The 12,753-nt window shown below is 64.4% G+C and carries 10 protein-coding genes; all 10 read left to right on the top strand.

Annotation, left to right across the window (positions count from 1 at the left end; genetic code table 11):
• Positions 1-53 precede the first annotated feature (53 nt).
• Positions 54-989, top strand: coding sequence for a glycine--tRNA ligase subunit alpha (locus MB818_RS08140; protein ID WP_234137830.1), 936 nt, complete (start codon positions 54-56; stop codon positions 987-989).
• Positions 990-1,014: 25 nt separating this feature from the next.
• Entirely contained in the window at positions 1,015-1,701 is a 687-nt protein-coding gene (locus MB818_RS08135; RefSeq protein WP_234137831.1) for an FkbM family methyltransferase, read from the top strand.
• A 32-nt stretch (positions 1,702-1,733) separates the two neighbouring features.
• Positions 1,734-2,258, top strand: coding sequence for a DUF6446 family protein (locus MB818_RS08130; RefSeq protein ID WP_238904736.1), 525 nt, complete (start codon positions 1,734-1,736; stop codon positions 2,256-2,258).
• 18 nt (positions 2,259-2,276) lie between these two features.
• Positions 2,277-3,488, top strand: coding sequence for a sodium/glutamate symporter (gene gltS / locus MB818_RS08125; RefSeq protein ID WP_234162968.1), 1,212 nt, complete (start codon positions 2,277-2,279; stop codon positions 3,486-3,488).
• A 9-nt stretch (positions 3,489-3,497) separates the two neighbouring features.
• Complete coding sequence (glyS, locus tag MB818_RS08120; RefSeq protein ID WP_234162967.1) at positions 3,498-5,705, top strand: glycine--tRNA ligase subunit beta; 2,208 nt, start codon at positions 3,498-3,500, stop codon at positions 5,703-5,705.
• Between the two features lie 195 nt (positions 5,706-5,900).
• On the top strand, positions 5,901-8,465 hold the full coding sequence (ppdK, locus tag MB818_RS08115) for a pyruvate, phosphate dikinase (RefSeq protein ID WP_234137835.1): 2,565 nt from the start codon (positions 5,901-5,903) through the stop codon (positions 8,463-8,465).
• A gap of 159 nt (positions 8,466-8,624) precedes the next feature.
• Entirely contained in the window at positions 8,625-9,269 is a 645-nt protein-coding gene (locus tag MB818_RS08110; RefSeq protein WP_234137836.1) for a cell wall hydrolase, read from the top strand.
• 77 nt (positions 9,270-9,346) lie between these two features.
• Positions 9,347-10,723 carry a multicopper oxidase family protein gene (locus MB818_RS08105; RefSeq protein WP_238904734.1) on the top strand — a complete coding sequence of 459 codons (1,377 nt, stop codon included), beginning with the start codon at positions 9,347-9,349 and terminating at the stop codon, positions 10,721-10,723.
• 99 nt (positions 10,724-10,822) lie between these two features.
• Positions 10,823-11,743: a dihydroneopterin aldolase gene (locus MB818_RS08100; protein WP_234137838.1), complete on the top strand. Its 921-nt coding sequence runs from the start codon at positions 10,823-10,825 to the stop codon at positions 11,741-11,743.
• A complete protein-coding gene (gene folP, locus MB818_RS08095; protein ID WP_234137839.1) occupies positions 11,740-12,738 on the top strand; it encodes a dihydropteroate synthase in 999 nt (332 codons plus the stop codon). Before MB818_RS08100 ends, folP begins: the two co-directional genes overlap by 4 nt.
• Positions 12,739-12,753 lie beyond the last annotated feature (15 nt).

Genomic DNA, 12,753 nt, shown 5'->3' with positions numbered 1-12,753 from the left:
GCGGTTGCATAGGAAAGGCTCGATCCTATCGCCATCCAGCGCCCGAGGCCGCCATGACCCATCCGACCCCCATCACTCCGCGTTCGTTCCAGGAGATTATCCTGCGGCTGCAGACATATTGGGCGTCAAAGGGGTGTGCCATCCTGCAACCCTATGACATGGAGGTGGGCGCGGGCACGTTCCACCCCGCCACCACCCTGCGCGCGCTGGGCAGTGCGCCCTGGGCCGCGGCCTATGTGCAGCCCTCGCGCCGCCCGACCGACGGGCGTTATGGCGAGAATCCGAACCGGCTTCAGCATTACTATCAGTACCAGGTGCTGATCAAACCCAGCCCGCCCGATCTGCAAGAGCTGTATCTCGGTTCGCTGGAGGCGATCGGCATCGACATGGCGCTCCATGATATCCGTTTTGTCGAGGATGACTGGGAAAGCCCGACGCTGGGTGCATGGGGCTTGGGTTGGGAAGTCTGGTGCGACGGTATGGAGGTGAGCCAGTTCACCTATTTCCAGCAGGTGGGCGGGCATGACTGCCAGCCCGTCTCGGGCGAGCTGACCTATGGTCTGGAGCGTCTGGCGATGTATGTGCTGGGTATCGACCATGTGATGGACATGCCCTTCAACGACCCGCAATCTCCGATTCCGCTGACTTATGGCGACGTGTTCAAGCAGACCGAAGAGGAATACGCGCGCTGGAATTTCGATGTGGCCAATACCGAGGTGCTGCTGCGGCATTTCGAAGAGGCCGAGGCGGAATGCGCCGCGATCCTGGCGCAAAGCCATGACGACCCCAAGACTGGCAAGCGCATCGTGATGGCGCATCCGGCTTACGACCAGTGCATCAAGGCCAGCCATATCTTCAACCTGCTGGATGCGCGGGGCGTGATCTCGGTGACCGAACGGCAGGCCTATATCGGACGGGTGAGGGCGCTGGCCAAGCAATGCGCGGATGCGTTTGTGCAGACCGCTGCCGGGGGCTATGCTACGGCCTGAGGACAACAGGGCAGGGGCAACCGCCATGGATCAGGCAACACGCGACGCCTATGAGGAGAAGCTGCGCAAGGCGCGGCGCCGGTTGAAACGCCATGTCCGCACGGCGCAAAGCGAAGGTTTCATGACCGGGGCCGCGGCCATGCTGCGGCCCGGTGACGTGGCGATCGACTGCGGCGCGAATGTCGGTGATGTCACCGAGGTGCTGTCCGCGACCGGCGCAACCGTTCATTGTTTCGAGCCTGACCCCTATGCTTTTTCCCTGCTCGAAGGTCGGTTTGGCGATGCCGCGAATGTGCATCTGCACAATCAGGCCGCCGGGGTGACGGCGGGCAGTATCGGCCTAATGCGCGCCGAAAGCTTTGGCGAGGATCCCAAGAAGAATACGGTGATGAGCACCACACTGCCCGGGGGGCGGGGCATCAGCACCCAGGCTGAGAATGTGATCGAGGTCGAGATGATCGACTTTCCCGCCTTCCTGTCCGGGCTGGTCGCCGCCCACGGCGATATCGCCATGCTTAAGATGGATATCGAAGGGGCCGAACTGGACATACTCGAAGCGATGGAAGAGCGCGACCTGTTCGCGCCGGTCCGCGTCACCCTTGTCGAAACCCATGAACGCAAGTTTCCCGACCTGCGCCCGCGCTTTCGGGCGCTGAAAGAGCGGATTGGGGAGAAATACGCCACCAGCAAGGTCAATCTCGACTGGATCTGAAGCCGGGTCCAGGCGGTCAATCGGAGATACCCATGACAGGCAAGGTCTCGGTCATTGTGCTGCTGCTCTGCGGTGCGGCCGCCGGCGCGGCGATGTACTACCTTCAGGTCTATGGCTTCTACTACGAGGTCACGGCCAGACCGGGGCAGGACGTGGCGTTGATGCCGTTGGGCGGTGGCGCACCGCAACCCATAGCCTATGACGGGTTTCAGGCCATCGACGCCGACAGCTCGCCCATTCGCTACCGCGCCTGTTTCACCACCGATCTGACCCTCGATGCGCTGAGCGCAGGCTATGAACCCGCCGACGCGCCCGAACCCTTGACCGCACCCGCCTGGTTCGATTGCTACGACGCGACGGCGATTGCCGCGGCGCTGAAAGCCGGGACAGCGCGCGCCTATCTGGCGGCCAAGAACATCCACTATGGGGTGGACAGGATCGTCACCGTGGCCGAGGACGGGCGTGGCTATGTCTGGCATACGCTCAACAATTGCGGGCAAAAAGCCTATGACGGCACCGTGGTGGGCGAGGAATGTCCACCGCGCCCCGAAAACTGAAGCGACAGGCGGAAACCGGTGACAGAGACACTGCACATATCCGCCTTCATGACCGTGACCTTGGGGCTGGCGGTCTATCTGATCGGTGTACGTATCAATGACCGGCTGCCGTTTCTGGAGCGGTTCAGCATCCCCGAACCGGTGACGGGCGGCTTGCTGGCTTCGCTGGTGGCGCTGGCGCTGTATTCCCTGTTCGGGATCGAACTGGCCTTTGATCTGACCGGGCGCGATTTCCTGCTGGTTCTGTTCTTTACCGGTATCGGGTTGAACGCGCGGCTTGGCGATCTGATCGCGGGCGGCAAACCGCTGGCGATCCTCCTGGTGCTGACCCTGCTGACCATTCTGGCGCAGAACGTGATCGGGGTGCTGGGCGCGGTGGTGTTCGGCTTTCCGCCGCAGGCGGGAGTGCTGTTCGGCTCGGCGTCGCTGATCGGGGGACACGGCACCGCCATCGCCTGGGCGCCCGAGGTAGCACGGGTCACCGGCCTGACAGCCGCCACAGAACTGGGGGTCGCGGTGGCGACGCTGGGTCTGGTGATCGCGGCGCTGATTGGTGGCCCGATCGCCACCTATCTGGTCGACAGCCGCAACCTGACCCCGAACCGCCCGGACGAGGAACTGACCGTTGGTCTGCCCAACGAGATGGACGAGGAGCCCCCCCGGATCGACCACAAGTCGCTGATGAGGGTGCTTCTGACGCTTAACGTGGCGATCCTGCTGGGCTTTGCACTGCACGAAACCATCGACCAGATGGGGTTGAAACTGCCGCTCTTCGTGCCCTGCCTGCTGACCGCCATCGTGGTGGGCAACCTGCGCTCGGCCCTGTTTCCGCGTGCCCCGCGCGTGTCGCGCACGCCCACGCTGGCGCTGATCTCGGAATTCGCGCTGGGCGCCTTCCTGGCGATGTCGCTGATGAGCCTGCAACTCTGGACCATCGCCGAGACCGGCCTGGCGCTTGCGGTGATCATCGCCGCTCAGACGCTGTTTGCGCTGGGGTTCATCCTGCTGGTATTGTTCCGGGTCATGGGCGGCGGTTACCGCGCGGCGGTGCTGGCGGCGGGGTTCGGTGGCTTTGCGCTGGGCGCAACCCCCACCGCGATTGCAAATATGACGGCCGTGACCAAGCGCTATGGCCCGTCGCCTCTTGCCTTTATCGTGCTCCCCCTTGTATCCGCCTTCTTTGTGGATATCGCCAATGCGGTCGTCATCCAGATGATCGTCAATTTCTAAGGACCGACCATGCCCGACCTGCTGATCGAACTGTTTTCCGAAGAGATCCCCGCCCGTATGCAAGCGCGTGCCGGTGAGGACCTGAAAAAGCGGATCACCGACGGTCTGGTCGAGGCCGGACTGACCTATGCCCATGCCGCCGCGTTGACCACGCCGCGCCGTCTGACGTTGGCCATCGAGGGGTTGCTGGCCGAAAGTCCGGCGCTCCGCGAAGAGCGCAAGGGTCCAAAGGTAGGCGCGCCGGAACAAGCAATAGACGGGTTCCTGCGCGGTGCCGGGATCAACCGCGACCAGCTTGAAGAACGCGAAACGCCCAAAGGTGCGGTCTATTTTGCAACCATCGAAAAACCCGGCCGCCCGGCGGCAGCGATCGTTGCCGAGGTTTTGGAAGACACTATCCGCAATTTCCCTTGGCCCAAGTCGATGCGATGGGGGGCTGGGTCCTTGCGCTGGGTGCGACCCCTGCAATCGATCCTGTGCATTCTGACCACCGAGGCCGATACGCAGGTGGTACCGCTCGACGTCGACGGAATCACGGCAGGTGATCGCACAACTGGGCATCGTTTCATGGCGCCGGCCCGGTTTTCCGTCACTTCCTTCGAGGATTACCAGGCGAAGCTCAAGCGCGCGCACGTGGTGTTGGACCCCACCGAGCGGGCAGAGCACATCTGGAACGATGCCCAGAACATGGCCTTTGCCGCCGGGTTGGAACTGGTCGAGGACAAGGGGCTTTTGGCTGAGGTCGCCGGCCTGGTCGAGTGGCCCGTCGTGCTTATGGGCCAGATCGGGGCCGAATTTCTGGACCTGCCGCCCGAGGTGCTGCAAACCTCGATGCGCGAGCATCAGAAATTCTTCTCGGTCCGGAACCCTAAGACGGGCCGGATCGAACGGTTTGTCACCGTCGCCAACCGCGAGACCGCGGACAATGGCGCCACCATACTTGCGGGCAACCAAAAGGTGCTGTCAGCTCGGCTGGCCGATGCCAAGTTCTTCTGGGACAACGATTTGCGCGTGGCGCACACGGGCATGGGGGCATGGACCGAGGCCCTTGAAAACGTGACCTTCCACAACAAGCTCGGTTCGCAGGGCGACCGTATCCGCCGCATCGCAGCGCTGGCGGGTGATCTGGCACCGATGGTCGGAGCCGATACCGGGCAGGCCAAACAGGCCGCGACACTGGCCAAGGCTGATCTGAGCTCGGAGATGGTGTTCGAATTCCCTGAACTTCAGGGACTTATGGGGCGTTATTATGTTGCAGCTTCGGGTCAGGATGCGGCCATAGCAGCCGTGGCGCAGGATCATTATTCGCCGCTCGGCCCCTCCGATGACGTACCTACCGCGCCGCTTTCGGTCATCGTGGCGCTGGCCGACAAGCTCGACACGCTGACCGGCTTTTGGGCCATTGACGAGAAGCCGACCGGCTCGAAAGACCCTTTTGCTCTGCGACGCGCTGCGCTGGGGGTGATTCGGCTGGTGCTGGCCAACGACCTGCGCCTACCGCTGGACCGACCTATCGACGCCCAGTTGCTGCGCCACAAGTATCACGCCAGCAATGGCGAGGCCGAATTGCGCGACCTGATCGAAGAGATCGCCGATCACGGCGTGTTCGGCGCCGCGTTCGAGACCATCAGGGAAAAGCTGGGTGATGCGGACGCGCTCGAGGCACTGGCCGGGGACGTTCCCGATCTCTCCGCCGACCTGCTTTCCTTCATCCATGACCGGCTCAAGGTCTTTCTGCGCGACGAGGGCATCCGCCACGACGTGATCGACGCCTGTATCGCGATGGAGGGCAACGACGACCTCAACCTACTGGTCAAACGCGCCCGCGCGCTCAACACGGTGATCGCCACCGAGGATGGCGAGAACCTGGTGCAGGGTTTCAAGCGCGCCAACAACATCCTGACCCAGGCCGAGGAAAAGGACGGGGTCGAATACTCCTTTGGAGCCGATATCAAATTTGCCGAGGCCGACAGCGAAAAGGCGCTGTTTGCCGCGCTGGATCAGGCTGAGGCATCCATCGACGCCGCGCTCAAGATCGAGGATTTCGCCGCAGCGATGACGGCCATGGCCGCCCTGCGTGCGCCGGTCGATGCCTTCTTCGAAGAGGTGCAGATCAATTCCGACAATCAGGTGGTGCGCCGCAACCGCCTGAACCTGCTCAGCCATATCCGCAAGGTCTGTTCCAGTGTCGCCGATCTGACGCGGATCGACGGCTGAGGCACCCGACGCGCCATCCCCTTGTGGCGCGCATCGGGCCTCGTCAGGCGCTCGGTCTGCCGAGATCCGGTGCTGCTGCTTCTTTCTGGTCACAAATACTCATATGCCCAGTAGCCGCGGGCGCTGTCTGTGCGCACATGGCGCTTGCGCCGCCTTCAAACGCCCTTATTCTGCACGCAAACGAGGGGTGCCGCAGTGCAGAATAATCCGAACACCACGCTGATCACCGCCACCGCACCGGTGGCAACAGGCACCCATGGCGGCCGCGCCAAATGCCTGCAACGTCTGGTACGCCTCGACCTGCCGGTGCCGCGGACGGTGGCGCTGTCCTTTTCGGCGGTGCATGACATCGCGCAAGGCCAGCTGCCCGATATCGCGGCCATTGTCGGTCAGTTCGAACCGACCGCTTTGCTCTGTGTGCGGCCCAGCTCCGAGGACCCTGATTGGGGTGGGCCCGGTGCGGTGCTGAATATCGGCATGAACGATGCCCGTTTCGTTGAACTGAGCGACAGGATGGGGGCCGAGGCGGCGGCGGCGCTCTACCTGCGCTTCGTGCAGACCTTCGCCATTCACGTGGCCCGTCTGGACCCGGACGTGTTCGACGAGATCGAGGCCGACGGACGCGAGGGGCTGCGCCAGTCGTTGCGCGCCTATGAAGACGAGACCGACGAGAACTTTCCCCAGGATCCGGGCGAGCAACTGGCCGCCGTGCTGCGCTCGATGGCGCGCGCGTGGGAGGGCACCTCGGCCCGGCTGTTGCGTCAGGCCAAGGGCGCGCCCGCCGATGCGGGGCTTGGCCTTGTGGTGCAGGAAATGATCCCCGGCCTCGGCCAGGGTGAATGCGGCTCGGGCGTGTTGCAACTGGTGGAACCGGCCACCGGCCTGCCACAGATCACCGGCCGCTACCTGAGCCAGAGCCAGGGCCGCGACGCGCTGGGGGCAGGGGCCGAGGCGCTCTATCTCGAAAAGGACCCGCGCGGCGTCTCGCTCGAGGATGTGGCGCCCGAGGCCTTTGCCGCGCTCAAGCAGCACGCGGCGCTGATGCGCGAAAAGCTGCGCGAGGAGATGCAGGTCGAATTCGTGATCGAATCCGGGCGTGTGCATATCCTGGACGGGGTACGCGTGCCCCGCAGCGCCCGCGCGGCGCTGCGCATCGCGGTACGGCTGGCCGAGGATGGCATCATCCCGCAGCAAGAGGCGGTGATGCGCATCGACCCGCATTCGGTGAACGAGTTGTTGCACCGTCAGGTGCACCCGCAGGCAAAGCGCGACGTGCTGACCACCGGTATTGCCGCCAGCCCGGGCGCGGCCACCGGGAAGATCGTTTTCACCGCGGCCGAGGCGCAGGCGAGTGCGGCGCGGGGCGAGCCTTGCGTGCTGGTGCGCCGCGAGACCTCGCCCGAGGATGTACGTGGCATGCATGCGGCCGTGGCGGTGCTGACCGAACGGGGTGGCATGACGAGCCATGCGGCGGTGATCGGGAGGGGCCTCGGCCTGCCCTGTATCGTGGGCGCCTCGGACATGGAGTTCCAGACCAAGGCGCGCATGATCAAGGCGCCCGACGGGCGGGTGTTCCGCACCGGTGACATCCTGACCATCGATGGCAGTTCCGGCCAGGTGCTGGCGGGCGAACCCGAGATGATGGAGGCGGCGCTGGATGACAGTTTCCAGACCCTGATGGCCTGGGCCGATGCCGAACGCGATATCGGCATCCGCGCCAATGCCGACACCCCCGCCGATGCTCAGGCCGCGCGCAATTTCGATGCGCAGGGCATCGGGCTCTGCCGGACCGAGCACATGTTCTTTGAGCCCGGTCGCCTGACAGTGATGCGTGAGATGATCTTTGCCGCCACGCCATCGGGGCGCAAGGCGGTGCTGGAACGGCTGCTGCCGATGCAGCGCGAGGATTTCGTGCAGCTTTTCCGCATCATGGAGGGCAAGCCGGTCTGCATCCGCCTGTTCGACCCGCCACTGCATGAATTCCTGCCCACCACCCGCAGCGGCCAGCGCGAACTGGCCGAGGCGCTGGACCTGCCGGTCAGCGACGTGACCCGCCGGGTCGAGGCGATGAGCGAATACAACCCCATGCTGGGCCTGCGCGGTGTGCGGCTGGGGGTCACCGTGCCCGAGATCTATGACATGCAGGCCCGCGCCATCTTCGAGGCGACGCTCGAGGCCAGCCGCAAGGGCGAACCGGTGGTGCCCGAGGTGATGATCCCGCTTGTCTCTGCCAAGCGCGAGGTGGAGCTGGTCAAGGCCCGCATCGACGCGGTTGCCGCCGCCGTCGCCTCCGAGCGCGGGCAGGAGTTCGACTATCGCCTGGGCGTCATGGTGGAAACCCCGCGCGCGTGTTTGCGCGCCGACGAGATCGCCGCCTGCGCATCGTTTCTTAGTTTCGGCACCAATGACCTGACCCAGATGACCTATGGCCTGTCGCGCGACGATGCCGGTCGGTTCATGTCGGCCTATGTCCGCCAGGGCGTGTTTCCCGAGGACCCCTTCCACGTTCTGGATCGGGAAGGGGTGGGCGAATTGCTGAAACTGGGGGTCGAACGGGGCCGCCGTGGTCAGCCCGGCGTGACCGTTTCGGTCTGTGGAGAACATGGCGGAAACCCCGAATCAATCGCCTTTTGCCGGGCCGCGGGGTTCGACTATGTGTCCTGTTCGCCCTTCAGGGTTCCGGTGGCGCGACTGGCTGCCGCGCAGCTGGCGATTTCGGATAAACTTGGTGTTTCGGCTGAGTTGAGCGCCAAGATATAGTGGATTCGAGTGGGGTAGTATGCCTTGCATTTCTGGACGTGAGCCCCAGAAAACCCTTGCAAATTTGCAAAAACTAGATCTTTCCGCCCGTCTGGAGTATGGGCTGTCTGCGCCGACTGGGGAGGTACCGGTGCGTGATGCCTGATCTGGGGGAAGAAGATGAAACGATTTGTTCTGACAGTGCTGCTTTCTGCTGCTGTCACGCTGCCCAATTTTGCTGTTGCCGATCGGGGGCCCGAGGGCCTCAAAGCCGAAACTCAGCGCGATGCCAATCGCGAGGTTAGGACCTTTCGCGACTATCTCAGCGCTCTTATGCCGAAGTCGGAACAAGACGCACCGGTGACCGAGGTGACGTTCTCGCGTTCCTGGATCGACGGACAGCCCCGGGCCCAAGGTGGAGAGCAATGGCAATGCCTGGCCGAGGCGCTGTATTTCGAGGCGCGCGGCGAGACCGTGAAGGGTCAGTTTGCCGTAGCCGAAGTGATCCTGAACAGGGTCGAGAGCGAGCGCTTTCCGAACACGCCCTGCGGTGTCATTCGTCAGGGAACCGGGCGCAAGTATCAGTGCCAGTTCACCTATACCTGCGACGGGCGCAAGGAAGTCATCGCCGAGAAACAGGCCTATGAGCGGGTCGCCAAGGTTGCGCGCCTGGCCATGGACGGGGCCGCCGAAAGCCTGACGGATGGGGCCACCTATTACCACACTACCGCCGTGCGCCCCAGCTGGGCCCGCCGGTTCACCCAGACGGCCAAGATCGGGGTGCACCTGTTCTACCGGCATGGTCAGCGCACAGCGAGCAACTGAGTGACGCACCCGCGCTGGAACCCTGCTGGCAGGGGCTTGGCGCAAGACTATATTGCGGGCGATGAAGGAGGCCCGCAATGCTGTTGACTCGCCGACATGTTCTGAAAGCCGCGGCTGCCAGCGCGCTGCTGCCGCGTCTGGCCGCAGCCGGGCCGGTCACTTTGACCGCGCGCGAGGCACGCCAGCAGATCGCGCCAGAGGGCTATCCCGACACTGCGATCTGGGGTTATGATGGTGGCGCGCCGGGGCCGGAAATCCGGGTTGCACAGGGCGCGCGTCTCAGCCGCCGCCTGATGAACGAGCTTCCGCAACCGACCGCCGTGCATTGGCACGGCATCCGCATCGACAATGCGATGGACGGCGTGCCCGGCCTGACGCAACAGGCGGTGCCACAGGGTGGCAGTTTCGATTATGACTTCACCCTGCCTGACGCGGGCACCTATTGGTACCATTCGCATAACCGGTCGATGGAGCAGGTCGCGCGCGGTCTTTATGGACCCCTGATCGTCGATGAACCCAGCGTGCCCGATATCGACGGCGAATGGGTGCTGGTACTGGACGACTGGCGGCTCGACCCCGAAACCGGCGCGCTGGCGGGCGATTTCGACAATGGCCATGACCTCAGCCATGCCGGTCGGCTGGGCAACCTGCTGACGGTGAATGGCGGTTTCGACCCGGCCTATCCTGCAAGGCAGGGCGCGCGGCTGCGGCTGCGGCTGATCAACGCGGCCAATGCGCGGGTATTCGAGCTGGGACTCGACGGCATGCAGGGCTGGATCGTGGCGCTGGACGGGATGCCGCTGGAGGAACCGCTGCCGGTCAGTGGTGCCTTTCCCCTGGCACCGGCGCAGCGGGCCGACCTGATCGTGGACATCACCGCCGAAAGCGGCACCGCCGCCAGCCTTCTCAGTATCGAGCGCGACGGTGGTTATGGCCTGTGCCGGTTCGACGTCGCGGGGCAGGGCGCGCGTGCCACCCGCGAGGCGCCTGTGCCGTTGCCGCCCAATCCGCTGCCGGTGATCGAGGGGTTGGCCGACAGCCCGCTGCACCAGATGCGGCTGGAGGGCGGCGCGATGCGCTGGCTCGACAGCGCGCGGCTGGGCGAGACCGAGTTGAGCGGGCGCGAACTGGCGCAGCTGGGCCGGTTCTGGGCCCTGAACGGTCAGGCCGACCGGCCCGAAACCCCGTTCCTGAACGCGGCGCGCGGCAGCCTGCACCGGATCGCATTCGTCAACGAAACCGCCTTTGACCATGGCATGCACCTGCACGGGCACCATTTCCGGGTGATTGCCCCGAACGGAGAGCTTGGCCCCTGGCGCGATACGGTGCTGGTGGCGCGTGGTGAAACCCGCCAGATTGCCCTGGTCGCCGACAATCCGGGCGATTGGCTGTTGCATTGCCACATGTTGGGCCACGCGTCTTCGGGCATGACAAGCTGGTTTCGCGTCACCTGATGACGCATTCGATAACTGGTGCGGCGCATGTCGTCCTGCTATAGGCTGGATCTGCGCCTATTGAGGGCAGACTGACACGACCCCGGAAAGGCCCGCCAGATGAGTTCCGAAATCCGCCTCGCCTTTGCCCATCCCTCGGAGCGTTCCGAAGCGACGGCATCGCGCGGTCCGCTGGACCGTATCTCGTTGCGCGACCATGTGGTCGAGGTCGAGATCGGCGCATTCCAGGCCGAACGCGGCACCACCCAGCGCATCTGTTTCAACGTGGTGGTCGAGGTGATGCCGCTGACCGGCCCCATCGACGACGACGTCGACCGTATCCTGTCCTATGATCGCGTGACCGAGGCAATTGCTCGCGCGCTGGCTGAAGAGCGGCTGAACCTGCTTGAAACGCTGGCCGAACGCGTGGCCGAGCTCATCCTGCACGAGCCGCAGGCAGTGCGCGCCTTTGTCCGCATCGAGAAGCTGGATCGCGGCCCCGGTGCGTTGGGGGTCGAGATCGTGCGCGGTCGCGACAAGCTGCATGTGGACCAGACCGAGGATCTGCGCCCCCATCCGCGCCTTGTCTACCTGTCCAACGCGGCGATTGCGTCGGATAACCTCAAAGGCTGGATCGACCAGCTGGAACACCGCGACCGTCCTCTGATCATCTGTGTCGGGGCGTCGGACCTTGCGGTCCCACAGACCGGTCATGCGATGACCCAGCGTCGCATCGACCTGTTGGCGATCGAGCAGAACGCCTGGCAGCTGGCCGCGCGCGATCTGCGTTGCAAGGTGGTCTCGACCCGGACCGAACTGGACTGGGCGATGAAGAACGGTCAGATATGTGTCTGGGCACCCTCAAAGATCGTACTCGACGCGGTGGATGGCCCTTCGGCCAAACCGTCCGAGGCGGTTGCGTTGGCCGCCTGGTTCGCGGCCACCTTCGAGGCAGGCGAGATGTTGGTGATTGGCGCGTCGCTGCCTGTTGGGGCCGATGTGCCGCTGCGCGCGGTTCCGGTGGAGCAGTCCGACCTGTGAGCGACTATTTTCGTCCGCTGGTGCAGCAGGGCGCGGTACGGCCCAATGACGCAGAGCCGCTGGCGGGCAGCGCGCTTTGGTTCACCCATGCCGAGCACTTGCGTCGAGGGCAGCCGGGCGCGGTGATCCCGGTCGGCGAGATCCCGATGTCGTATCTTGAACGGCTTACGCTGCCACGTCCGGCCTTGGCCGGGCTCGACATGAACCGCCCGCATCTGATGGGTATTCTCAACGTTACGCCTGACAGCTTCTCGGATGGGGGGCGCCATTTCGAGGTCGAGGCCGCCCGTCGTGCCGCAATTGAAATGGTCGCGCAGGGTGTGAGCCTGATCGACGTGGGCGGAGAGTCCACGCGGCCCGGTGCGGCTGAGGTGCCTGCGGAGGATGAAATCAGTCGAACCGCACCCGTTATCGAAGTGATCCGGGCTGAAACCGGCACTGCCATTTCCATCGACACCCGCAAGGCCAGCGTAGCCGAGGCGGCGCTGGTCGCCGGTGCAAGCCTGGTGAACGATGTGTCGGGCTTTACCTTTGACGCCGCGCTGGCACCCCTCTGCGCCGAGACGCGGACTCCGGTCTGTATCATGCATGCACAGGGTGATCCGGCGACCATGCAGCATGATCCGCACTACGAGGATGTCCTGCTCGATGTCTTTGATTTTCTGGCCGCTCAGACCGACCGGCTGGTCGCGCAGGGCATGACGCGCGGCCAGATCGTGATCGACCCGGGTATCGGGTTCGGTAAGACGCAGGAACACAATCTGACACTGCTACGAAACCTGTCACTGTTCCACGGCATCGGTTGTCCGATCTTGCTAGGTGTCTCGCGCAAGCGGTTTATTGGGGCCATCGGCAAAGAACCGCGCGCCGAGGCGCGCGGGCCAGGCTCGATTTCCGTTGGTTTGTCGGGGCTTGCGCAGGGCGTCCAGATATTGCGCGTGCATGACGTGGCAGAAACCGCGCAGGCCTTGCGCCTCTGGGCCGCCGTCCGCTAAAGCTGTTCCGCCAGG

Origin of the sequence: Ruegeria alba (genome assembly GCF_022321465.1) — a bacterium.
In the GTDB taxonomy this organism is placed as follows: domain Bacteria; phylum Pseudomonadota; class Alphaproteobacteria; order Rhodobacterales; family Rhodobacteraceae; genus Ruegeria_B; species Ruegeria_B alba.
Note: the sequence above shows the minus strand (reverse complement) of the source record. Positions and strands in the feature narration are given on the sequence as shown.